General features: G+C 70.2%; 19 protein-coding genes. 9 read left to right on the top strand and 10 right to left on the bottom strand.

Annotated features, from left to right (window positions below; genetic code table 11):
• Window positions 1-25 precede the first annotated feature (25 nt).
• From AruCF_RS01900 to AruCF_RS01865, 8 genes are read left to right on the top strand one after another with little or no spacing between them, the layout of a single operon-like run.
• Window positions 26-1,462: an ABC transporter substrate-binding protein gene (locus tag AruCF_RS01900; protein ID WP_049071027.1), complete on the top strand. Its 1,437-nt coding sequence runs from the start codon at window positions 26-28 to the stop codon at window positions 1,460-1,462.
• Between the two features lie 4 nt (window positions 1,463-1,466).
• The gene (locus tag AruCF_RS01895) at window positions 1,467-2,588 is read left to right on the top strand and encodes an ABC transporter ATP-binding protein (RefSeq protein WP_049071026.1); all 1,122 of its coding nucleotides are present in this window, start codon (window positions 1,467-1,469) and stop codon (window positions 2,586-2,588) included.
• Window positions 2,585-3,529 (top strand): carbohydrate ABC transporter permease, encoded by a 945-nt coding sequence (locus AruCF_RS01890; protein WP_049071025.1) that lies wholly within the window; start codon window positions 2,585-2,587, stop codon window positions 3,527-3,529. Before AruCF_RS01895 ends, AruCF_RS01890 begins: the two co-directional genes overlap by 4 nt.
• Window positions 3,519-4,418 (top strand): carbohydrate ABC transporter permease, encoded by a 900-nt coding sequence (locus tag AruCF_RS01885; RefSeq protein WP_006388536.1) that lies wholly within the window; start codon window positions 3,519-3,521, stop codon window positions 4,416-4,418. The genes AruCF_RS01890 and AruCF_RS01885 overlap by 11 nt, the downstream gene beginning before the upstream one ends.
• A gap of 12 nt (window positions 4,419-4,430) precedes the next feature.
• Window positions 4,431-5,360 carry a DUF6963 family protein gene (locus AruCF_RS01880; protein WP_049071024.1) on the top strand — a complete coding sequence of 310 codons (930 nt, stop codon included), beginning with the start codon at window positions 4,431-4,433 and terminating at the stop codon, window positions 5,358-5,360.
• Complete coding sequence (locus AruCF_RS01875) at window positions 5,347-6,012, top strand: TetR/AcrR family transcriptional regulator (protein ID WP_049071023.1); 666 nt, start codon at window positions 5,347-5,349, stop codon at window positions 6,010-6,012. Before AruCF_RS01880 ends, AruCF_RS01875 begins: the two co-directional genes overlap by 14 nt.
• 8 nt (window positions 6,013-6,020) lie before the next feature.
• Window positions 6,021-7,520 (top strand): N-acyl-D-amino-acid deacylase family protein, encoded by a 1,500-nt coding sequence (locus AruCF_RS01870; RefSeq protein WP_049071021.1) that lies wholly within the window; start codon window positions 6,021-6,023, stop codon window positions 7,518-7,520.
• Between the two features lie 50 nt (window positions 7,521-7,570).
• Window positions 7,571-8,824, top strand: coding sequence for a D-amino acid dehydrogenase (locus tag AruCF_RS01865; protein ID WP_049071019.1), 1,254 nt, complete (start codon window positions 7,571-7,573; stop codon window positions 8,822-8,824).
• A gap of 88 nt (window positions 8,825-8,912) precedes the next feature.
• Here AruCF_RS01865 and AruCF_RS01860 read toward each other — a convergent pair whose 3' ends face one another.
• From AruCF_RS01860 to AruCF_RS01825, 8 genes are all read right to left on the bottom strand, one after another.
• Window positions 8,913-9,911 carry a Bug family tripartite tricarboxylate transporter substrate binding protein gene (locus AruCF_RS01860; protein ID WP_049071017.1) on the bottom strand — a complete coding sequence of 333 codons (999 nt, stop codon included), beginning with the start codon at window positions 9,909-9,911 and terminating at the stop codon, window positions 8,913-8,915.
• Window positions 9,912-10,117: 206 nt separating this feature from the next.
• On the bottom strand, window positions 10,118-11,647 hold the full coding sequence (locus AruCF_RS01855; protein ID WP_049071014.1) for an efflux transporter outer membrane subunit: 1,530 nt from the start codon (window positions 11,645-11,647) through the stop codon (window positions 10,118-10,120).
• Entirely contained in the window at window positions 11,644-14,754 is a 3,111-nt protein-coding gene (locus AruCF_RS01850; protein WP_049071012.1) for a multidrug efflux RND transporter permease subunit, read from the bottom strand. Before AruCF_RS01850 ends, AruCF_RS01855 begins: the two co-directional genes overlap by 4 nt.
• Window positions 14,751-17,849 carry an MdtB/MuxB family multidrug efflux RND transporter permease subunit gene (locus AruCF_RS01845; protein ID WP_049071010.1) on the bottom strand — a complete coding sequence of 1,033 codons (3,099 nt, stop codon included), beginning with the start codon at window positions 17,847-17,849 and terminating at the stop codon, window positions 14,751-14,753. Before AruCF_RS01845 ends, AruCF_RS01850 begins: the two co-directional genes overlap by 4 nt.
• Before the next feature lie 15 nt (window positions 17,850-17,864).
• Window positions 17,865-19,142, bottom strand: coding sequence for an MdtA/MuxA family multidrug efflux RND transporter periplasmic adaptor subunit (locus AruCF_RS01840; protein WP_049071008.1), 1,278 nt, complete (start codon window positions 19,140-19,142; stop codon window positions 17,865-17,867).
• Window positions 19,143-19,289: 147 nt separating this feature from the next.
• A complete protein-coding gene (gene zapD / locus AruCF_RS01835; protein ID WP_049077418.1) occupies window positions 19,290-20,042 on the bottom strand; it encodes a cell division protein ZapD in 753 nt (250 codons plus the stop codon).
• Between the two features lie 42 nt (window positions 20,043-20,084).
• A complete protein-coding gene (gene coaE, locus AruCF_RS01830) occupies window positions 20,085-20,732 on the bottom strand; it encodes a dephospho-CoA kinase (RefSeq protein ID WP_049077416.1) in 648 nt (215 codons plus the stop codon).
• Between the two features lie 55 nt (window positions 20,733-20,787).
• Complete coding sequence (locus AruCF_RS01825) at window positions 20,788-21,645, bottom strand: prepilin peptidase (RefSeq protein WP_049071007.1); 858 nt, start codon at window positions 21,643-21,645, stop codon at window positions 20,788-20,790.
• Between the two features lie 163 nt (window positions 21,646-21,808).
• Between AruCF_RS01825 and AruCF_RS01820 the strand changes: the two genes are divergently transcribed.
• The gene (locus tag AruCF_RS01820) at window positions 21,809-22,585 is read left to right on the top strand and encodes a copper resistance protein NlpE N-terminal domain-containing protein (protein WP_049071006.1); all 777 of its coding nucleotides are present in this window, start codon (window positions 21,809-21,811) and stop codon (window positions 22,583-22,585) included.
• A gap of 153 nt (window positions 22,586-22,738) precedes the next feature.
• On the opposite strand, the gene AruCF_RS01815 is transcribed toward AruCF_RS01820, so the two are convergent.
• Both AruCF_RS01815 and panC read right to left on the bottom strand, forming a co-directional pair.
• Window positions 22,739-23,152, bottom strand: a complete 414-nt coding sequence (locus tag AruCF_RS01815; protein WP_049071005.1) for a response regulator transcription factor — start codon at window positions 23,150-23,152, stop codon at window positions 22,739-22,741.
• Between the two features lie 124 nt (window positions 23,153-23,276).
• A complete protein-coding gene (panC, locus tag AruCF_RS01810) occupies window positions 23,277-24,131 on the bottom strand; it encodes a pantoate--beta-alanine ligase (RefSeq protein ID WP_049071004.1) in 855 nt (284 codons plus the stop codon).
• Window positions 24,132-24,167: the final 36 nt, after the last annotated feature.

Below are 24,167 nucleotides of genomic sequence, written 5' to 3'. Positions count from 1 at the left end.
CGTTCCCACAACAAGGAAGTCCAGCATGCCCCTGTCCCTGCATCCCGATGGCCGACCCGGCCCGTTCCCGGCCGACGCCCAGCGTCGCGACTTCATCCTGCGCGGCGCCGCGGGCCTGGCCGCCGCGGCCGGGCTGGCGGCAGGCGGCTGGCCCCTGCGGGCGCTGGCACAGGCCGCCTCGCCGCTGACCTTCGCCTTCTGGCCCTGGGGCAGCGAGATCGTGCAACATGGCGCGGCCCGCTTCACGCAGGAAAGCGGCGTGCCGGTAAACCTGTCGCCGATCCCCGGCGACTACGCCGCCGTGCTGGAAACGCAGCTGGCCGCCAAGGCGCCGCTGGACATGTTCTACGCCCAGCGCGGCCAGGCTTCGCGCTGGTACGCGGCCGGCTGGATCCGCCCGATCGACGACATGCCCGGCCTGGCCGACATCCAGAAGCAGATGTTCCCCGGCATCGTCGAGGACGCCAAGGCCACCGACGGCCGCTACCTCGGCCTGACCTATTACAACGGCGGTCCCTACGCGCTGTTCCGCAACGAGAAAATCCTGGGCGAAGCGGGCTACGGCGGCACCGCCAACGCCGCCGACTACCCGCGGGACTGGGCCACGGTCGAAAAACAGGCGCGCGAGATCAAGAAGAAGGGGTTGGCGCAGCATCCGATGCTGATGCCCTGGTACAACGCCTGGACCGGCCTGCCATGGGCCCTGATCGCGCAATGCTTCGCCGAGGGCGAGCGCTTCGTCGACGGCGAGCTGCGCGCCACCTTCGGACCCGACACGCCGCTGACCAAGGTGCTGACCGACTGGAAGCGCTGGTGGGACGATGAACTGGTGCAGCGCGCCGTGCTGACGTGGTCGGGCACCGAGACCTCCAGCTCGTGGATGAAAGGCCAGCACGCCTTCCACCTGAACATCGATTACTACAGCTTCAACTACAACGATCCCGCCAAGAGCCAGATCGCCGAATACTCCAGCTATAACCCGGTGGTGCCCGGCGCCACCCACGACACCGTGCTGGTGGGGCACGCGCTGCTGTGCATGTCGACGCGCAAGCGCAGCGACGCCGGGCAGGCCGCGCTGTGGGAGCTGGTCAAGTATTTCGGCTACCGCGACCGCGCCGGCCAGCTGACCACGCACAAGAACTGGATCGCCAAGGCCAACCTGGAAGTGCCCTTCCCCGAGCTGTACCGCGATCCCGACAGCCGCGCCGCCATCATGAAGTGGATGTACCCGGCGCATCGGGAACAGGTCTACCAATGGCTGTTCGAGGGGCGCGAGAAGGCCGTGGCCGCCAACATCCTGAAGGCGCCGTGGTACCAGGAATGGGACACCGGCATGCACGAGATGATCGCCCAGGACATGCTGATCAAGGGCACCCGCACGCCCGCGCAGGTGGCGACCGAGCTGCGCGCGCGCTGGGACGGCCTGTACAAGAAGTACGCCAAGATCCTCAAGCGGAGCTGATGACATGGCCAGCGTCTCCCTGCAAGGCATCGAGAAGTCATACACCCACTTCCAGGCGGTGCGCTCGCTCGACCTGGACATCCGCGACGGCGAATTCGTGGTGCTGCTGGGGCCGTCGGGCTGCGGCAAGACCACCACGCTGAACATGATCGCCGGCCTGGACACGCCCACCGGCGGCCAGATCCGCATCGACGACCGGCGCGTGGACCAGGTGCCGCCGCACCGGCGCAACGTGGCCATGGTGTTCCAGAGCATCGCGCTGTATCCGCACATGACGGTGCGCGAGAACATCGGCTTTCCGCTGCGGATGCAGAAGCTGCCCGCCGCCGAAGTGCGCGGCAAGGTCGAGCGCGCGGCCGCGCTGCTGCGGGTCGAATCGATGCTGGACCGCAAGCCCTACCAGCTGTCCGGCGGCCAGCGCCAGCGCGTGGCGATCGGCCGCGCGGTGGTACGCGACCCCGACCTGTTCCTGTTCGACGAGCCGCTGTCCAGCCTGGACGCCAAGCTGCGCACCGACATGCGGGTCGAGCTCAAGCGCCTGCATCGCAGCCTGAACGCGACCTTCATCTACGTCACCCACGACCAGGTCGAGGCCATGACGCTGGCGGACCGCATCGCCGTCATGTCGGGCGGCAACCTGCTGCAATTCGCCGACCCGGACACCATCTACCGTCGACCCGCGACCATGGAAGTGGCGGACTTCATCGGCAACCCCGGCATGAACTTCCTGCGCGGCACGCTGGAGACGCACGACGGCGCGCCGGCGCTGCGCACCGCGGGTGGCGCCTATCCGCTGCCCGCCGCGCTGGCGGCCGCCGCGCGCGGGCTGCCGGCGGGCAGCGAGGCGGCGATCGGCATCCGCCCCGAAGCCATGGCGCCGGCGCCGCTGGCCGGCGACGGCCTGCTGCTGCAAGGCCAGGTGTGGGCGGTGGAACCGGTCGGATCGGACCAGTTCGTCGACGTCATCACCGCCGGCGAGGACGGCCCGCGCCTGCGCGCCCGGCTGTCGCCGGAACGGCGCTACGAAGTCGGCGCGCCGATCGCGCTGGCGCTGCCGGCCGCCCGCCTGTACCTGTTCGACGCCGCCGGCCTGCGGGTCCATGGCGGCGAGGAGCCGCGCGCATGAGCGCCGCCAGCCTGCCACGCGCGTCCCTGCCGCTGCCCGCGCGCGGCGGCAAGGAGATGTCGGACCTGGGTTTCGCGATGACGGTGATCATCGCGGTATACGCGCTCAACACCCTCATCATCGGCGTCCCGCTGGGCTATTCGTTCTGGCTCAGCCTGCACGACACCAACGCGATCCTGCGGACCCAGGAGTTCGTGGGCGCCGACCTGTATGGCGAAGTGCTGTCCGACAGCGCCGTCACCGATGCCATCTGGCGCAGCCTGGGCTTCGTGGCGATGTGCGTGGCCGGCTCGTTCGTGGCGGCGCTGGGCATTGCCCTGGTGCTGAACGAGGAGATGCCGCTGCGCGGCCTGGTGCGCGGCCTGGCGTTGCTGCCGTGGGCCATGTCGCAGGTGGTGACGGCGACGGTGTTCTCGTTCCTGCTCAATCCCAGCTTCGGCGCGCTCACCGGCCTGCTGACGCCGCTCGGGCTGGCCGGGCCGGGCACGGTGTGGCTGAGCAGCGACTGGGCCCTGTTCTGGGTGGCGCTGGCCTTCGTCTGGCACGTCGCGCCGCTGGGCAGCTTCTTCTACCTGGCGGCGCTGCAGACCATTCCGCGCGACCTGTACCGGGCCGCGCGGGTCGACGGCGCCGGCCCGCTGGCGCGCTTGCGGCACATCACGCTGCCGCACCTGAAGCACACCACGCTGATCGTGCTGGTGGTGATGACGGTGGAGGCCGTGCGCCAGTTCGACCTGCTGTTCTCGCTGACGCGCGGCGGACCCGGCACGTCCACGCAGATCCTGCCGCTGCTGATCTTCCGCTACAACTTCGAGTTCTCGAAGTATGGCCTGGCCTCGGCCGCCGCGTTCCTGCTGACGGTGCTGTCGCTGCTGCTGGCCACCGCCTACTTCATGCTGATCCGCAAGAAGCGCCCGCAAGGAGTCAACCATGCGCAATGACGCGGCCCGCGTGGCCGGCGAAGGCTGGCGCCCCTGGCTGGTGGGCGCGGGCGTGGCCCTGGTGGCGTTCTGGTGCCTGTTCCCGCTGTACTGGACGCTGAAGGCCTCGTTCATGGACGAGTCGGCCATCATCATGGGCGTGGCGCACCATGCCGGGGGCTACACCTTCGAGAACTACCTGCGGGTCCTGGGCCTGTCCAGTTCCGATTCCATCTTCGGCGGCCAGACCCGCGCCATCATGGCCGGCTTCGTCAACAGCGCGCTGGTGGCGCTGCCGGCCGCCGCCGCCGGCACGGCCATCGCGACGCTGGCCGGCTACGTCCTGGGGCGCTTCGAGTTCCCGTTCAAGGGACCGCTGCTGTACGTGCTGCTGGCCTCGCGCACGCTGCCGCCGATCGCGCTGCTGATCCCGTATTACGTGTTCTTCGCCGCCATCGGCCTGGCCGGCAGTCTGTTCGGCCTGTGGATCGTCTACCTGACGGCGGTGATCCCGCTGCTGTCGTGGGTGCTGATGGGCTATTTCGCCTCGCTGCCGGTCGAAATCGAGCGCGCCGCGCGCATGGACGGCTGCACCCGCTGGCAGATGCTGCGCCACGTGACCCTGCCGATGGCGTTGCCCGGCATCGCCGCGGCTTTCATCATCGCCTTCCTGGTGGGCTGGAACGACCTGCTGTTTGCCATCGTGCTGACCGGCGGCACCTCGGCGCAGACGCTGTCGGCGGCGCTGCTGGGCCTGTCGCCGCTGATGCCCGGCTTTCGCGCCGACCTGGGGCTGTTCGCCGCGGCCAGCATGCTCGCCGCCCTGCCGCCTCTGGCGCTGGCCATGCTGTTCCAGCGCTTCATCACCAACCTGAACATCGTCGATCCCGTGACGAGCAACACGGACTAGGAAGAAGCACGCATGACCATCGGCATCGCGGCTTACGGACCCAACGCCGGCGCGGCGGTACGCGCCGCCGCCCTGGGCGCCGAACTGCTGGGGCACGGCGCCATCGGCGGCTTTGCCGTGTTCGCGGTGCTGGACGAACAGGGCCGCGCCCGCCACGCGACCGTCCAGCGCGGCGGCGTGACCGCGCTGGACCTGCCGCCGGATTGGCTGCGGACGCGCCATGCCGCCCTGATCGAAAGCGGCCCCGACCGCCCCGAGCCGCTGGCGCAGTTCCTGCCCGGCGCCGACGGCGTCGGCCTGGTGACCGGCCACCGCCTGCCCAACCGCCCCGGCGCCGATGGCGTGCCGCTGAACCTGACGGTGCTGCGGCGCCTGGCCGCCGGCCAGGCCCCCGCCGACGCCGTGGCCGAGGTGCTGCGGGCCCATCCGGAAGTCGACGCCGGCCTGATCGCGCTGTCCGCGTCGGGCCAACTGGCCTGGGGCAACAGCGACCGCGTGGCGCGCCGGCCCGACCAGGGCCAGGCCTGGCGCGACAACGGCGCCTGCCGTCTGGCGATCCTGCACAACTCGATATTCCCCTGCCCGCCCCTGGCCGAGGCCATGGCCGACCTGGCCTGGCACGCGCTGACCGGCGGCGTCGGCGCCTACCGCGCCCTGAGCCTGCGCGCGCCCGTGGCCATCAGCGCCGGCCCGCGCGACCGCGTGCGGGTGGACGACCGCCTGCGCGTCACCGGCATCGAGCAGGCCGATCCGTCGCTGCCGACCACCCGGCGGCGCGCCAACGCCATCTATCTGGGCAGCGAAGTCTGGCAAGATGGCAGGCATATCGGCCATACCGTCAGCGAACTGGTTGTGGACATGGCCGACGGCCGGGTGTTCGGTCTGCCGGACCCCGCCCGCTCCCTCATCATCATGAAGGAACCGGCCAATGTCCCGACGTGAGAATACCGAGCGCCAGATACTGCAGGCCCTGGAAGACCAGATCAAGGAAACCGGCATGGGCGGCGTGGGCATCAACGCCATCGCCAAGCGCGCCGGCGTCAGCAAGGAACTGATCTACCGCTACTTCGACGGCATGCCCGGCCTGATGCTGGCCTGGATGCAGGAACAGGACTTCTGGACCCGCAACCCCGGCCTGCTGGCGGCCGACGAATCCAGCCAGCGCAGCCCCGGCGAACTGGTGCTGTCGATGCTGCGCGCGCAACTGGACGCGCTGGCCGGCAACGAGACGCTGCGCGAAGTGCGCCGCTGGGAGCTGATCGAACGCAACGAGGTGTCCGCGCCGCTGGCCGAGCGCCGCGAACGCGCCGCGCGCGGCTTCATCGACCGCGTCGACGGCCTGACCGACGACATGGACGCGCCCGCCGTGGTCAGCGTGATGCTGGCGGGCGTGCTGTACCTGATGCTGCGCGCCAAGACCGAGAGCCACTTCCTGGGCGTGCCACTGCGCACCCAGGAAGGCTGGGACCGGATCAACGGCGCGCTCGAACACCTGGTCAAGCGCGGCTTTCCCGACGCGCTCAACCACGAATCCCTGGCCAACCTGGAGGCGCGCCGCAAGAAGCCACGGCCGCCCGCCGACACCGAGACCTGACGCCCGCCATGCCCGCGCAACCCGACCCGCAGGAATACGACCTCATCATCAGCGGCGGCCTGGTCGCCGACGGCCTGGGCGGCCCGGCGCGCCGCGCCGACCTGGCGATCAACGGCGAGCGCATCGCCGCCATCGGCGACGGCTCGGGCTGGCGGGCGCGGCGCCGCATCGACGCGAGCGGCCAGGTGGTGGCGCCGGGCTTCATCGACTGCCACACCCACGACGACCGCGCCTTGCTCGGTTCGCCGCTGATGCGGCCCAAGGTCAGCCAGGGGGTCACCACCGTGGTCACCGGCAACTGCGGCATCAGCCTGGCGCCGGTGCACGCGCCCGGCGACACCGTGCCGCCGCCCCTTAATCTGCTGGCGCAGCACACCGGCGAACTGTACGCCCGCATGCAGGACTACGCCGCCGCCCTCGACGCCAGCCCGGCCGCGGTCAACAGCCTGGCGCTGGTGGGGCATTCCAGCCTGCGAGTGTCGGCCATGGAGCGCCTGGACCGGCCCGCCGACAAGCGCGAGATCGCCGCCATGCGGCACGCGCTGGACCAGGCCATGGCCGCCGGCGCGGCGGGCCTGTCCACCGGCCTGTATTACCCCACCGCCATGCACGCCAGCACCGAGGAGGTAATCGGCGTGGCCGAGCCGCTGGCGTCCTGGCAGGGCCTGTACACCACCCACCTGCGCGACGAGGCCGACCACGTCTGCGACGCCATGGAAGAAGCCTTCCTGATCGGCCGCGCCGCCGACGTGCCGGCGATCCTGTCGCACCACAAGGTCACCGGCAAGCACAACCACGGCCGCACCGCCGAAACGCTGGCGCTGTTCGACCGCGCCCGCGCCGACCAGCCGCTGGGCATGGACGTCTATCCCTACGCCGCCTCGTCCACCATCCTGGAACCGCGTCGCGTGCCGGCCGGCGAGAAGATCATCGTCACGTGGTCGCAGACGCGGCCCGAGATCCAGGGCGTGGACCTGCGCGAACTGGCGGCGCGCGAGGGCAAGGATCCGCAGCGGCTGGCCGAGGAACTGTCGCCCGGCGGCGCCATCTATTTCTCGATGGACGAGGACGACGTCAAGCGCGTCATCGGCCACGGCAGCGTGATGATCGGTTCCGACGGCCTGCCGCACGACCAGCGGCCGCACCCGCGCCTGTGGGGCGCGTTTTCGCGGGTGCTGGGGCGATACGTGCGCGAGATGCGCGTGCTGGGCATGGAAGAGGCGATCCGCCGCATGACCAGCCTGACGGCGGCCCAGTTCGGCCTGCGCGACCGCGGCGTGCTGCGCGCCGGTTGCTACGCCGACGTGGTGGTGTTCGACCCCGCCGTGGTGGCCGACCTGGCCACCTTCGCCGAGCCGCTGCAACCGTCCGCCGGCATCCAGGCGGTGCTGGTCAACGGCCAGCTGGTGGAGGAGCGCGGCGCCGCCACTGGCGCCCGCCCCGGCCGCCTGCTGCGCGGCGCGGACCGCGCCGCGCCCGGCTTCGAGACGCCCGCCTGGGCCGCCTGAATCCCGCCATCCGGCGTCGTCGGCGCACGACGCCCCACCTTCGGAGCATCATGCACACAGTCGTCATCGGCGCCGGCGTGGTCGGCATGGCCACCGCCTACTACCTGCATCGCGAGGGCCATCGGGTCAGCGTGGTCGACGCCGGCCCGGGCCCGGGCCTGGCCACCAGCCGGGCCAATGGCGCCCAGCTCAGCTACAGCTTCGTCGCGCCGCTGGCCGACCCCGCCGTGCTGCCCAAGCTGCCTGCCTGGCTGCTGGGCCGCGACACGCCGCTGCGCTGGCGGCCGCGGCTGGATCCGGCGCAATGGCGCTGGTGCCTGGATTTCCTGCGCGCCTGCACCCGCGGCCGCAGCCGCGCCACCACCCGCGAACTGCTTGCGCTGGGACTCTACAGCCGCCAGTGCGTGCACGAACTGGTGGGACGCGAACGGCCCGACTTCGATTTCAGTTCGCGCGGCAAGCTGCTGGTGTACCAGGACGCCGCCGCCTACGGCCGCGCGCTGGCGCAGATGGATTATCAGGCGACGCTCGGCTGCGCGCAGCGCGCCCTGGACCGCCAGGCCTGCCTCGACCTGGAACCGGCGCTGGCCGACATCGGCGCCAGTATCGCCGGCGCCATCTACACGCCGACCGAGGACGCCGGCGACTGCCTGCGGCTGTGCACCGAACTCGAACGCCTGTTGCGCGCCGCGCCCGGCGCGGTGGATTTTCACTTCGACACCCCGGTCACGGCCCTGCGCGGCGAAGGCGGCCGCATCGTGGCGCTGGCCACGCCGCAAGGCGAACTGCAAGCCGACCAGTACGTGCTGGCGGGCGGCATCGGCGCCCAGGCCCTGGCGCGCCGTCTCGGGCTGGACCTGCGCATCTATCCGCTCAAGGGCTACAGCCTCACCTACACCCTGACAGCGGACAGCGTGGCGCCGGTATCGAGCATCAGCGACATCGGCCGCAAAGTCGTCTATGCGCGCCTGGGGCAGCGCCTGCGGGTCGCGGGCATGGTCGACATCGGCGCCGCCGATGCGGCCATCGACCCGCTGCGCACGGACAGCCTGGCGGCGGATGTGGCGCGCTTCTTCCCGCGCCTGAACCCCGCCGGCGCGCCGCAGCCCTGGGCCGGTTTGCGTCCGGCGCGGCCCGATGGCAAGCCGCTGATCGGCGCCACGCCGTGGCGCAACCTGTGGTTGAACGCCGGGCACGGCGGCCTGGGTTTCACGCTGGCGGCGGGCAGCGCCCGGATGCTGGTGGACCTGATGCGCGGGCGCCGCCCCGCGGTCGACCCGGCGGCATTCGCGCTGGCCGCCTGACGGCTCGGCCCGGTCCCGCGCCGCCGGCGCTTCAGGCCGGCGCCGGCGGGAGGATCGCGGCCGGACAGGCCCCGGCCGCCCTCTCGCCTCAATCCGCCTTGATGCCGCGGCTCTGGATCAGCTTGCCCCACTTGTCGCGTTCCTTCACCTCGAAGGCCGCCAGGTCGGCGCCAAACAGGTTGCCCGGGGTCGCGCCGCCTTGCGCCAGCGACTGTTTCAGGGCCGGCGATTGCAGCGCCTGCTTCATGGCGGCGATCAGCTTGTCGACCACCGGCGCCGGCGTGCCGCGCGGCGCATACAGGCCCGACCACGCGGTGACTTCGAAGCCCGGCAGGCCGGCCTCGGCCATGGTGGGCAGATCGGGCGCGGCGGGGCTGCGCTCGGCCGACGTGACCGCGATGCCGCGCAGACGGTCACCGGCCTTGAGCGCGGCCATCGAACTGGGCAGGTTGTCCATCAGGATGTCGACCTGGCCGCCGATCACCGCGGGGATTGCCGCCGACGAGCCCTTGAACGGCACGTGCAGCATCTGCAGACCCGCCATCGATTCGAAGTAGGCGCCCGTCAGGTGCACCGACGAGCCGATGCCCGGCGAGGCGTAGGAATACTTGCCCGGGTCTTTCTTCACCGCGGCCATGACATCCTGCAACGTGCGCCATGGCGAGCCAGCCGCCACCGCCATCACATTGGGCGTGGACGCGATCATGCCCAGCGGCACCAGGTCGGTGGCGGGATTGAAGCCGATGTTGCCGTACAGGAACTGATTGACGCTCTGCGTGCCGACCGAACCCAGCACGATGGTGTAGCCGTCCGGCTGGGCGCGCGTGGCGGCGGCCACGCCCAGGTTGCCGGCGGCGCCGGGCTTGTTCTCGACCACGATGGACTGGCCCAGCGCCGGCCGCATGTGCTCGGCGATGGTGCGCGCGAAGATATCGGTGGTGCCCCCGGGCGGGAACGGCACGATCAGGGTGATGGGCCGTTCCGGCCACTTGGCCGCGGCCGCCGGCGCGGCCATTGCGCCCGCCATCGCGGCCACGCCGACGCAGACCGCGGCGGCGCCTGTCCCTGCACGAAACAACCTGCCCATCCTCTTTCCCCTTCGTGTGAAGTGTTCGATTGATCAAACGGAATCGGGTGCATCGGTACTTCGCGGTTCGACACGGGCGCCCTTGCCATGGGCAGGACATCGCGTCGCGGGCTGGCGCCCGAAGTGACCATGCGGTCACTTTTTCCGCATTAAGAACCCGGGGCCCCGGCTTGTCAATCGGGAGAAGGAGGAATCGGGCGTTATCCCTAAGGTTGGTTGACCGGCTGGCCGCCACCGGCCTGGCCGTTGGCCGCCGCGCCGCCTTGCGCCGGCGCCAGGCCATCCCAGCCGCCGCCCAGCGCGACGATCAGGTTGACGCTGGCCACCAGCCGGTTGCCATACAGGCTGAGCGCGCTGCGTTCGTTGCTGAGCGCGGTGGCGTCCACCACCGCCACGCTCAGGTAATCGACCAGGCCGGCCTTGTACTGGTTCTGGATCAGCCGCAGCGATTCGCGCGCCGATTCCAGCGCGCGGCGCTGCACGGTCTGTTCGCTCTCCATCACACGCAGCTGGATCAGGTAGTCCTCGACCTCGCGCAGCCCGGTCAGCGCCGCCTGGCGGTAGGCCGCCGCCTGCGCATCGTAGGAGGCGCGGGCCTGCTCGACCTGCGCCTGGCGCGCGCCGCCGTCGAAAATCGTCAGCGCCAGCGCCGGCCCCAGCGACCAGAAGCGCGCCGGCGCGGTCAGCAGTTCGGCGAACTGGCCGTTGCGAAAGCCCCCGTCGGCCGACAGGGTCAGGCTGGGGAACCAGGCCGCCTGCGCCACGCCGATCTGCGCATTGGCGGCGGCCGCGCGGCGCTCGGCGGCGGCCACGTCGGGACGGCGCTCCAGCAGCTCGGACGGCAGCCCCACCGGAATCCGCGGCAATTGCAGCGAGAACGGCGCCGGCGGCAGGCTGAAGCGCGACGGCGCCTGGCCCATCAGCACCGCGATCGCGTGTTCGTACTGGCCGCGCTGCCAGTCCAGGTCGATCGACTGCGCGCGCGTGCTTTCGACCTGGGTGCGCGCCACCGCCACGTCCGACTGCCCCGCCACGCCCACGTTGTAGCGGTTCTGCGTCAACTGCAGCGATTTCTCGTAGGCCGCCACTGTGGCGTCCAGCAGGCGCTTCTGTTCGTCCAGCACGCGCAGTTGCAGATAGGCCTGCACCAACGCGGCCTGCGCGCTCAGGCGGGTCGCGGCCAGATCGGCCAGGCTGGCCGCGGCGCTGGCCTCGGACGACTCGACGCTGCGGCGCACCCGGCCCCACACATCCAGCTCCCAACTGACGCTGCCGGTCAGCGAATACTGGTTGGACACGTTGCCGCCGCCGCCCGACGCGGCGGACGACGAACCGCCGCTGCCGCCGCCACTGCCCGAACGGGTCAGGCCGGCGCCCGCCCCCACGGTGGGGAAGAAGCCGGCGCGGGCGCCGCGCACCAGGCCCAGCGCCTGGCGGTAGTTCGCCTCGGCCTGGGCAATGGTCTGGTTGGAGGCATTGAGGTTGTCCACCAGGCCATTGAGCGTGGCGTCGTCATAGACGCGCCACCACTGGCCGCGGTCGGCGTCGTCGCGCGGCTCGGCGCGCTTCCAACCCGGCACCTCGTCCTGGCCTTCCTTGTAGGTCGCGCCCACGTCCAGCGCCGGCCGCTGGTAGTCGGGACCGACGGCGCAGGCGGCCAGCGCCGCGCATAGCGCCAGAGTGATGCCGGCGCGCGGCAGGAAGGCGGAAGGAAAAGGCTTGGCGTTGCGGATCATAGTTGTTCTATCGAAGCGGCCCCGCCACGCCGGGCGCGCCCGCGCGCGGCCCAGAGGCGGAAACGGTCAAGGTAGAGATAGACCACCGGCGTGGTGTACAGCGTCAGGACCTGGCTCAGCACCAGTCCGCCCACGATGGTAATGCCCAGCGGCTGGCGCATCTCGACGCCGGCGCCCGTGGCCACCACCAGCGGCAACGCGCCGAAGATGGCGGCCATGGTGGTCATCATGATCGGCCGGAAGCGCGTCAGGCAGGCCTGGAAGATGGCTTCCTTGGGCGCCATGCCCTGATTGCGCTCGGCCTCGAGCGCGAAGTCCACCATCATGATGGCGTTCTTCTTGACGATGCCGATCAGCAGGAACACCCCGATCAGCGCGATCAACGTGAAGTCGGTGCGCACCAGCAGCAGCGCCAGCAACGCGCCCAGCCCGGCCGACGGCAGCGTCGACAGGATCGTCAGCGGATGCACGAAGCTCTCGTACAGGATGCCCAGCACGATATACATGGTGACCAGCGCCGCCAGGATCAGCCAGGGCTGCTGCGCCAGCGTCTGCTGCAGCACTGCCGCCGTGCCCTGGAAACCGGCCTGAATCTGGTCCGACGGCAGGCCGATGCGCGCCACGGCCGCGTCGATGGCGGCGGTGGCCTGGCCCAGCGACACGCCCGGCGCCAGGCTGAACGACACCGTATCGGCCACGAACAAGCCCTGGTGCTGCACGCTCAGCGGGGCATTGGCGTTCTCGAAGCGGGCGAAGGCCGCCATCGGCACCCGCGCCCCGCTGGCGGTGATCACCTCGACCTGTTTGAGCGACTCGATGTCCTGCGCGAACTTCGGGTCCACCCCCAGCACCACGTGGTACTGGTTCAGCGGCCCGTACATCACCGACACCTGGCGCTGGCTGAAGGAGTTGTTCAGCACGGTCGAGATCGTCGCCATGCTCACGCCCAGCCGGGTGGCGGCGTCGCGGTCGATCACCAGGTTGATCTCGCGGCCCTTGTCCTCGACGTCGGTATCGACGTCGGTGATCTCCGGAACCTTGGCCATGGCCTGCTGCACCTTGGGCATCCACGAACGCAGCAGTTGCAGGTCGCCGGACATCAGCGTGTAGTCATAGGAACCCTGGCTCTGGCGGCCGCCGACGCGGATGTCCTGCTGCGCCACCAGGAACATGCGCGCGCCCGGCATGTTCTGCAGCCGCGCCCGCAGGCGGTTGATGACCTGCTCGGCCGAGACATTGCGCTCGCCCAGCGGCTTGAGCTGGATCTGCATGAAGCTGCTGTTGCTGCCGCCGCGCCCGCCGGCGTAGCCGGTCATGCTCTGCACCGCCGGATCGGCCAGCACCACCTTGCGCAAGGCCTCCAGCTTGGGCACCGTGGCCTGGAACGACGTGCCCTGGTCCACCCGGAAAAAGCCCAGCAGCTGGCCGGTGTCCTGCTGCGGGAAGAAGCCCTTGGGCACGACGGTGTACAGGTACACGTTCAGGCCCACCGCCGCCGCCAGGACCAGCATCATCAGGCGGCTGTGCGCCAGCGCCCACGCCAGGCTGCGGCGGTAGCCGTCCTGCATCCAGGCAAAGCCGTCCTCGGCCCAGCGCGCCAGCCGGCCGGGCGGCTTCGGTTCCTTGGGCTCGGCCTTGAGCAGGCGCGCGCACATCATCGGCGTCAGCGTCAGCGACACCACCAGCGACACCATGATGGAGGCCGACAGCGTCACCGCGAATTCCCGGAACAGGCGCCCCGCCACCCCGCCCATCAGCAGGATCGGAATGAACACCGCCACCAGCGACAGGCTCATCGACAGCACCGTGAAGCCCACCTCGCGCGAGCCGCGCAGCGCCGCCCGCATCGGCGACATGCCGTTCTCGACGTGCCGCATGATGTTCTCCAGCACCACGATGGCATCGTCCACCACGAAGCCGGTGGCCACGATCAGCGCCATCAGCGAGATGGTGTTGAGCGTGAAGCCGCACAGATACATGACGCAGAAAGTGCCTATCAGCGACACCGGCACCGCGACGCTGGGGATGATGGCCGCGCGCCAGCGCCGCAGGAACAGCAGCACCACCAGCACCACCAGGCCCACCGCGATGATCAGCGTCAGCTCGGCCTCGTGCAGCGAGGCGCGGATGCTGGGGGTGCGGTCCTGCGCCACGGTCAGCTGCACGTCGGCCGGCATCAGCGCCAGCAGCGTCGGCAGTTGCGCGCGCACCGCATCCACGGTTTCGATGATGTTGGCGTCGGCCTGGCGCCGCACGATCATCAGGATCGCGTTGCGCTGGTTGTAGAAGCCGGTCTGGTACAGGTCCTCGACCGAATCCTCGACCCTGGCCACGTCCGACACCCGCACCGGCGCGCCGTCGCGCCAGGCCACGATCAGCGGCCGGTACTGTTCGGCGCGGCTGAGCTGATCGTTGACCATGATCTGCCAGTGGTACTGGTCGTTTTCCAGCACGCCCTTGGGCCGGTTGGCGTTGGCATTGGCCAGCGCCGTGCGCACTTCGTCCAGCGACACCCCGCGATTGGCCAGCGCGCCCGGCAGCACCGTCACGCGCACCGCCGGCAGCGAACTGCCGCCCACCGTGACCTCGCCCACGCCATCGACCTGCGACAGCTTCTGCGCCACGATGGTCGAGGCCAGGTCGTACATCTGGCCCTGGCTCAGGGTGTCGGACGTCATCGCCAGCGTCATGATGGGCGCGTCCGAGGGATTGGACTTGTGGTACGTGGGGTTGCTGCGCAGGCTGGTCGGCAGCAGCGAGCGGGCGGCGTTGATGGCCGCCTGCACGTCGCGCGCGGCGCCGTTGATGTCGCGCGACAGGTCGAACTGCAAGGTCACCCGCGTCGAACCCTGCGTGCTGCTGGAAGTCATCTCGGTCACGCCGGCGATGCTGCCCAGCGAGCGCTCCAGCGGCGTGGCGACACTGGACGCCATGGTCTCCGGGCTGGCGCCGGGCAGGCTGGCCGACACCGAGATGGTGGGAATGTCCATCTGCGGCAGCGGCGCCACCGGCAACAGGAAGAACGACAGCATGCCCGCCAGCACGACCGCCAGCGACAGCAGCGTGGTCGCCACCGGCCGGACGATGAAGGGCGCCGACAGGATCACGGCGCGCTCCCGGCGCGCGCCTCGCGCATGCCGCGCCAGCGCCGCGACATGCGGTCGAACATCAGGTAGATCACCGGCGTGGTGAACAGCGTCAGCACCTGGCTCAGCAGCAGGCCGCCCACCATCACCAGGCCCAGCGGCTGGCGCAGCTCGGCGCCCGTGCCCGTGGACAGCATCAGCGGCAGCGCGCCGAACAACGCCGCCAGCGTGGTCATCAGGATCGGCCGGAAACGCAGCAGCGCCGCCTCATGGATCGCCGCGCGCGGCGACAGGCCGCGCTTGCGCTCGGCGTCGAGCGCGAAGTCGATCATCATGATGGCGTTCTTCTTGACGATGCCGATCAGCAGGATGATGCCGATGATGCCGATCATGTCGAGCTCGGTGCCGCTGATCAGCAGCGCCAGCAGCGCCCCCACGCCGGCCGACGGCAGCGTCGACAGAATGGTGATCGGGTGGATGTAGCTTTCGTACAGCACGCCCAGCACGATGTACATGGTGACGATGGCCGCCAGGATCAGCCACAGCGTGCTCGACAGCGAATTCTGGAACGCCAGCGCCGCGCCCTGGAAGCGCGTCTCGACGCTGGCCGGCATGCCGATCTCGGCCTCGGCCGCGGTGATTGCCTCGACCGCGGCCGACAGCGATGCGCCCTGCGCCAGATTGAACGACACCGTGACCATCGGGAACTGGTCCAGCCGGTTCACCGCCAGCACCGTCTTGCCCTCGGTGATGCGGGCAATCGACGACAGCGGTACCTGCGCGCCGGTCGAGGTCGGCACGTGGATCTGGCCGAGCGAGGCCGGGTTCATCTGGAACTGCGGCTGCACCTCCAGCACCACGCGGTACTGGTTGGACTGGGTGAAGATGGTCGAGATCAGGCGCTGGCCGAAAGCGTCGTACAGCGCCTCGTCCACCACCGCCGCCGTGATGCCCAGGCGCGAGGCCGCGTCGCGGTCGATTTCGACCCAGGTCTGCAGGCCGTCGTCCTGCAGGTCATCGGTCACGTCCTTCAGGCCCGGCACCTGGCGCAGCCGGTCGATCAGCTTGGGCGTCCATTCGCTCAGCACCTTCAGGTCCGGATTGGACAGGGTCATCTGGTACTGCGTGCGGCTGACGCGGTCCTCGATGGTCAGGTCCTGCACCGGCTGCATGTAGACGGTCAGGCCGTCCTGCTTGCCGAAGGCTTCCTGCAGCCGCGCCATGACCGTGCGCAGGTCGCCGTTGCGCTCGGCCTGCGGCTTGAGCGCGATCTGCATGCGCCCGGCGCTGAGGGTGGCGTTGCTGCCGTCCACGCCGATGAAGGACGACACCGCCTGCACGTCCGGATCCTCCAGCGCCAGCCGCGCCGCCGCCTGCTGGCGCTCGGCCATGGCGGTGAACGAAATGGACTGCGGCGCCTGTGTGATGGCCTGGATCAGTCCGGTGTCCTGCTGCGGGAAAAAGCCCTTGGGAACCAGGATGTACAGCAGCACCGTCAGCGCGAAGGTGGCCAGGGCCACCAGCAGCGTCAACGGCTGGTGCCGCAGCACCTTCTGCAGCATGCGGTCGTAGGCGGCGATGGTGCGGTCGATAAAGGCGCCGGTGACCTGGTGAAAGCGCCCGTGCTTCTGCTCGGACTCGGCGCGCAGCAGTCGCGCGCACATCATCGGCGTCAGCGTCAGCGACACCACCAGCGAAATCAGGATCGACACCGCCAGCGTGATGGCGAACTCGCGGAACAGCCGCCCCACCACCTCGGTCATGAACAGCAGCGGAATCAGCACCGCGATCAGCGAAAAGGTCAGCGAGATCAGCGTGAAACCGATCTGCTGCGCGCCCTTGAGCGCGGCCTGCAGCGGCGTCTCGCCCTCTTCGATGTGGCGGGCGATGTTCTCGATCATGACGATGGCGTCGTCCACCACGAAGCCAGTGGCGATGGTCAGCGCCATCAGCGTCAGGTTGTTGATGGAGAAGCCGGCCAGGTACATGATGCCGAAGGTGCCCACCAGCGACAGCGGCACCACCACGCTGGGAATCAGCGTCGCGGTGAGGCTGCGCAGGAACACGAAGGTCACCATCACCACCAGCGCCACCGCCAGCAGCATCTCGAACTGCACGTCGGCCACCGAATCGCGGATGGTCTGGGTGCGGTCCGACACCACCGCCACGTCCAGCGTGGCCGGCAGCGCGGCGCGCAATTGCGGCAGCAGCGCCTGGATGCGGTTGACCACGTCGATGACGTTGGCGCCGGGCTGGCGCTGGATGTTCAGCAGGATGGCCGGCTTGTCGCCGGCCCAGGCGGCCTGGCGCGTATCCTCGGCGCCCTCGACCGCGCGCGCCACGTCCGACAGGCGCAGCGGCGCGTTGTTCTTGTAGGCGATGATCAGGTCGTTGTAGTCGGTGGGCGACTTGAGCTGGTCATTGGCGTTGATGGTGGTCGAGCGCAGCGGCCCGTCCAGGTTGCCCTTGGGCTGGTTGACGTTGGCGCCCACCACCGCGGTGCGCAGGTCGGTCAGCCCCAGGCCGTTGGCCGCCAGCGCCTGCGGATTGACCTGCACCCGCACGGCCGGGCGCTGCCCGCCCGCCACGCTCACCAGGCCCACGCCCGGAATCTGCGACAGCTTCTGCGCCACCCGCGTATCGACCAGGTCGCGCACCTGCGGCAAGGGCATGGTGGGCGAGGTGATGGCCAGCGTCAGCACCGCCGCGTCGGCCGGGTTGACCTTGTTGTAAGTCGGCGGCACCGGCAGGTCGCTGGGCAGCAGGTTCGACGCCGCGTTGATGGCGGCCTGCACCTGCTGCTCGGCCACGTCCAGCGGCAGCGTCAGGTTGAACTGCATGGTGATGACCGAGGCGCCGCCCGAACTGGTCGACGACATCTGGTTCAGGCCCGGCATCTGGCCGAACTGCCGCTCCAGCGGCGAGGTCACCAGCGAGGTCATCACGTCCGGGCTGGCGCCCGGGTACAGCGTGGTCACCTGGATGGTGGGGTAGTCGACTTCGGGCAGCGCCGAGACCGGCAGCAGGCGGTAGGCGATGAAGCCGGCGATCAGGATGGCCACCATCGACAGCGTGGTGGCCACGGGCCGCAGGATGAACAGGCGCGACGGGCTCACGGCGCGGCCCCCCGATCAGCGCGTGGCGGGCGTGGTGCCCGCCGGCGCGCCCCCGCCCAGCGACTTGTCCTTGGCGGCGGGGATCACCTCGTCGCCGCCCACCACCTCGACCTTGGCGCCGGCGCGCAGGCGGTCGGTGCCCTCGGTGACGACGCGGTCGCCCGGCTGCAGGCCCTCGTTCACGGCCACCATGCCATTGTTGATGGCGCCCAGCTTGACCTGCCTGACCTGCACGGTATTGTCCGGCTGCACCAGGAACACGAAGGCGCCGGCCGAGCCCTGCTGCACCGCCGCCGTTGGAATCGCGGTCACGCCCTTGCGCGTCAGCACGTGCAGGCGCACGTTGACAAACTGGTTGGGAAACAGCGCGTCGTCCTGGTTGTCGAACCTGGCCTTGAGCTTGAGGGTGCCGGTGGTGACGTCGATCTGGTTGTCCAGCGTCTCCAGCGTGCCGGACGCGATGCGGCGGGTGTCGGCGCGGTCATAGGCCTCCACCGCCAGGGTGCGGCCCTGGGCCAGTTCGGCGCGCACTTCCGGCAATTGCGTCTCGGGCAGCGTGAACACCACCGAGATCGGCTGGGTCTGCGTGATCACCACCAGGCCATTGGTGTCCGAGCTGGACACCAGGTTGCCGCGGTCGACCTGGCGCAGGCCGAGGCGGCCGCTGATCGGCGCCGTGATGCGGGCGTAGTCCAGCTGCAGGCGGGCATTGTCGACATTCGCCTGGTCGCTCTTGATGGTGCCTTCGTATTGCCGCACCAGCGCCGCCTGGGTGTCGACCTGCTGCTTGGCGATGGAGTCCTGCTTGAACAGGGCCTGATAGCGCTGCAGGTCGCGGCGCGCGTTCTCCAGCAGCGCCAGGTTCTGCATCTGGGTGCCGCGGGCCTGGTCCAGGGCCACCTGGAAGGCGCGCGGGTCGACCTGCGCCAGCAGGTCGCCGGCCTTGACCTGCTGGCCTTCCTTGAACGGCACGTCGACCAGCTCGCCGCTGACGCGGCTGCGCACGGTGACAGTGTTGTAGGCCGTGACGGTGCCCAGGGACTTGAGGAAGATGTCGATGTCCTGCGTGACGGCGCTGGCCACCCGCACCGGCACGGCCAGGTTGGCCATGGCCGCGGCCATGTTGGGCCGTCCGCCCGCGCCCGGACGCCCGCCGCCCGCGCCACCCGGCTTGGCGGCCGGCCGCAGCGCCAGCCAGGCGATGCCGGCGACCACCAGCAAAAGCACCGCCAACCCGATGATTCTGCGGCGGGTCCAGCGGGAAGGCGACGAAACGGGACGGCTATCGGACATGGGATACGGTTCCGGCACTGACGGAGAAAGCCGTATTGTGACCCAGGCGGCCGACATTTCCGTGATTGTCCGTTGCCGCTGAAATAGGCCGCAACAGGAATCGGGGCGGGATCGCCGCCGGCTGCCGCGCCCGGAGGCCCGGACGGATCAGGAATTGCAGAGGGTCATCTGGAACGGGATGCTGCGGGCCACCTGCTGGGGCTTGAACTCGCCGTCCTGGGTCGAAAAGCGGATCCAGATCATGTACTTGTTGGCGCTGATCTCGGGGAATACGCCCTGGGCCTGGTCGACCCACACGCGCAGCAACTGGTACTGCTTGCCGCCCAGCATCTGCTGGTAGGCGCCCTGTTCGGCCACGATGTCGGTCTTGCGGCCGGACTCGCGCAGCAAGCGCAGCGCCATGGTCAGGCCGTCGAACAGGGGGATGAAGGGCGCCAGCCAGGCCTGCAGGTCCGCGCAGCGCGCGGCCTCGGGCTTTTGCTGCCAGGCGTAGTACGACGGCATGTCCACCTGGGTGGCGCCGCCGGGCACCGCCAGGCGGCCGCGCAGGCTGGTGAGCCATTCGTTCTCGCGCAGCGACTGGCCGGTCTTGCCGGGCGCGGCCAGGGTCGAGGAGACCTTTTCGAGTTCGCGCAGCATGCCTTCGAGCGCGTCCTGCGCCACCCCGGGGTGATCGCGCAGGCCCACCAGCGCCACGCGCTGGCGTTCGAGATCCTGCAGCACCGCGCCTTTCACGTCGGTGCGCTCGCAGACGTCGAGCAGATCGAACAACGAGGTGACCGCGACCTGGTGCAGGCGTGAATCCCCCTCGCGGGCAAAGAAGAACAGCCTGTCGAACAGGTATTCGAGCCGCAGGTAAGCGCGGATGCGCTCATTGAAGGGATATTCGAAAACAATCACGCTTGTAAACAGGCCCATCAGAGGTCGACCCGCGGGCCGAGATTATTCAGGGGTGCCGGCCAAGCCCGGGGCTTGCCGGCCCGTCGCGGCCGCCAGCGCAAGCCAGCGGTCATGCAGGGTCTTCGCCTGCGCGCGCAATTGCTCCGGCGAGGTCGCGCCGCCATTGTCGATGACGTCATCCGCGACTTCGAGCCGGCTGGCCCGCGCAGCCTGTGCCGCCATGATACGCCGGATGGCAGAGTCCGTCAGCCCGCTGCGCGACTGCACGCGCGCCACCTGCGTTTCGGGATCGCAATCGACCACGCAGATGCGATCGACGCGGTCGCGCCAGCGCGTGATCGACTCCACCAGCAGCGGCACCACGAACACCAGATAGGCGCCGCGCGCGGCCTCGGCCTGGCGTTCGGTTTCATGGCCGATGGCCGGGTGCAGGATGGCCTCAAGGCGCAGGCGGACTCGCGGATCGGCGAAGGCGCGTTCCCGCATCCAGTCGCGGTCGAGGGCGCCATCCGGTGTCAACGCGTCGGGCCCGAACTCGCGTTCGATGGCGGGCATGGCCGCGCCCCCGACCGCTGTCAGCGCGCGCGCGATCTCGTCCGTGTCGACCACCGACGCGCCCCACTCGCCCAGCATGTCGGCCACGCGCGACTTGCCCGAGCCGATGCCTCCTGTCAGACCGATCTTGAACATGCTCTTCATTCCCTCGCGGCCGCGATCCGGCCGGACCGGCGCGCCCCGCGCGCCCTCAATGCAGCAACCATCCCAGGCCCTGCTCGCCGCCCAGCAGCAGCACGGCCACGCCCGCCAGCGCCAGGTAGGGCCCGAACGGCAACGCCTGGCCGCGACTGGCGCGGCCGCTGAGCGTCAACGCGCCGCCCACCACCACCCCCGCCACCGACGCGGCCAGCAGCAGCATCGGCAACGCGCCGACGCCGAACCAGGCGCCCAGCGCCGCCAGCAGCTTGAAGTCGCCGTAGCCCATGCCCTCGCGCCCCGTCAGCAGGCGGAATGCATGAAAGATAACCCACAGGAACGAATAGCCGGCCACCGCGCCCACTACCGCCATCGACAACGGGGTGAAGGCATCGAACAGGTTCACCAGCAGGCCGGCCCAGGCCAGTGGCAGAGTGATGGCATCGGGCAGCAGGGTCGATTCGAGATCGATCCAGGCCAGCGCCACCAGCGCCGCCGACAGCCCCATGGCGCACAGCGCGATGGGCGTGGCGCCGAAGCGCCAGGCGCAGGCCGCGAACAGCACGCAGGTGATGGCCTCGATGGCGGGATAGCGCCAGCCGATCGGCGCCCGGCAGGCGGCGCAGCGGCCGCGCAGCGCCAGCCAGCCCGCCAGCGGCAGGCGGCGCCAGCCGGTCACGGGCGCTTCGCACCGCGGGCAGTGCGCGGCAGGCGCCCACAAGCCGTAGCTGGCGGCCGGCCGGGCCTGGCCCGCCGCCTCCTGGCATTGCGCCTGCCATTCGCGTTCCATCATGCGCGGCAGGCGGTGAGTTACCCGCGTCAGCCAGCCGCCGACGGCCAGGCCGCCCAGCGCGGCCAGCGCGACGAACAGTGCCAGCGGCACGGGAAGGACATGCCACAGCGTGGTCATGCGCGCCCTCGCGGCGCGGCGCGGCGGCGGCCGGGCCGCGCGGGGCCGTGTCGTAATTTGTGCATAAAGTGCCGGCTACGCCTTTCAGGGTGTGGGGGAACGTATCGAATCTTCGCATAAGTGCGTAAAATCGGAGACAGACTCAATTTACGGATCAGCTGCCATGGCCGCGCGCGTCGAACTCCTTACCCGCCCCCGCAAACTCGGCATCTTGGGGCTGCTGCTCGCGGGCACGGCGCTGGGTGCCGCGGGCTGCGCCCAGCAACGCACCGAAGGCTATTACGATCCTCCGGCGGAAAGCACCGTGACCGACGCCCAGTACCAGGGCTCCGGCGCCGGCTACCGCACCGTGCTGCGGGCGCCGTCGCAGGTGCAGATCGCCCTCAAGCCGGACCAGAAAAAGACCCCGAACCAGGCCGCGGCCAGCCAGGGCGCCACCACCGAGGACGGCCAGGCCGTGCCGGAAGGCGCCGACAGCGCCGCCGGCGGCGGCGCCGCGGCCGCCCCGGCGCCCGCTCCGGCCCCGGCCGCCATGCAAAGCGCGGCCGCCAACAGCCTGGTGCCCCAGCCGCAGACCTACATGGGCACCCTGCCGTGTTTCTCGCCCGCCATGCAGTGCACGGCGCAGCGCGTCACGCTGACCCTGGCGCCCAACGGCCGCTGGCGCGGCCGCACCGCCTACCTCGAAAACGATCCCAAGAAGGCCGCCCCGGTGGTCGAGCAAGGCTGCTGGGATGCCACCGACGAGCGCCCGCCGCGCGTCATCCTGCTCGACGGCAAGGGCAATGTGCGGGTCGAATTCGTGGTGGCCGCCAACAACGTGCTGCGCGTGCGCTCCATCGGCGGCCAGACGCCGAACCTGAACTACAACCTGACGCGCCAGCCGGACCTGGATCCGATCGACGAACTGGCCAAGGCCACCGCGCCCCAGTGCCCGTAAGGCCGGCAGGCCAGACACTGCCTCTGGCCTGACCGACCGCCCACCGCCCCAAGGGCCTGCCGGACACCGCGTCCGCCAGGCCCTTGTGCTTTCCGCCGCCCGCGCCCGGCCGGACTCGCGAACGCCGCTGGCGAACACGCTCGATGTGAGCGCCTACTTACCCCACAACCCCTTGCTGATCAGCATCGCGGAACAATCCGCGATCACGGTGGCGATCGGCCTGGGATGGACGACATACGCGCCCGAGCCCGGGCATCCCGTTTCCGCCCTGGCCGGGCCGTCACCGGCCGTCGCATCCTGAACGTGGCCAGCGGGCCCGACCGGCAACGGCGGTCCGCCGTCCAGGTGTCCGTAGGCGCATAGCCGGCAGGCCAGCCGCATGGCGTTGCGCACCCCCAGCTTGGTGAAGATGCGGGCGCGATGTGCCTCGACCGTGCGCAGCGAGATACCCAGGTCGATGGCGATGACCTTGTTGGGGCGTCCGGCGACGATGTAGTCGACGATCTCGCGTTCGCGCGGCGTCAGGACGGCCAGGATGGCGGGAAGATCGGGGCGGGGAACGGGCATGGAACGGCTCTGCAATGAAAGGTTGCAGAGAGTCTGCCCCGCCGCCGGCGGCGACGTAAGCTGGCAATTTTGCCAGGGGCGACGGCGCGGCCCGCGGCAAACGGGCCGGCGGCGGCGCCTGGCATCAGGCCGTGTAGGACAGTTCCAGGTTGTCGATCAGGCGCGTCGCGCCCAGCTTGGCGGCGGCCAGCACCACCACGGGCTCGCCGGCCTGCAGGTCGGCGGCTTCCGGACGCTTCAGGTCGCGCTGGCGACGCAGGGCGATGTAGTCCACCTTCCAGCCACGATCGGTCAGGTGCTGGGTGGCCTCGCGCTCCAGCCCGGCGGCATCGCGCTCGCCGGCCGCCAGCCGCTGGCCGACGCCCCGCAGCGCGGCGTACAGGGCCGGCGCCTCGGCGCGCTCGGCCTCGCTCAGGTAGCGGTTGCGCGAGGACAGCGCCAGGCCGTCGTCGGCGCGCACGGTCTCGTGCGCCAGCACTTCCACCGGCAGCTGGAACTGGCGGCACATGTTGCGCACCACCATCAGCTGCTGGTAGTCCTTCTTGCCGAACACCGCCACCTTGGGCTGCACGCAGGAGAACAGCTTGAGCACCACGGTGCTGACGCCGGCGAAGAAGCCCGGTCGGAACTCGCCTTCGAGGATGTCGCCCAGGTCGTCCGGCGGCTGCACGCGGTAGTTCTGCGGTTCGGGGTACATCTCGCGCTCGTTGGGCGCGAACAGCACGTACACGTCGCGCTCGCGTTCGAGCTTCTCGATGTCGGCGGCCAGGGTGCGCGGGTATTGGTCGAAATCCTCGTTCGGCCCGAACTGCAGGCGGTTCACGAAGATGCTGGCGACCACCGGGTCGCCGTGCTGGCGCGCCAGCTTCATCAGCGCCAGGTGGCCTTCGTGCAGGTTGCCCATGGTGGGCACGAACGAGACGCGGTTCTGGCCGCGCAGGTGGTCGCGCAATTCCTGGATGGTGTGGACGACTTTCAAGGGGGATCTCCGGGATTGGGCGCGCAGCCCGGGGGG

Origin of the sequence: Achromobacter ruhlandii (assembly GCF_002082135.1) — a bacterium.
Lineage (GTDB): Bacteria > Pseudomonadota > Gammaproteobacteria > Burkholderiales > Burkholderiaceae_B > Achromobacter > Achromobacter ruhlandii.
The sequence above is the reverse complement of the archived record's forward strand: the minus strand, read 5'-3'. Positions and strand labels throughout refer to the sequence as shown.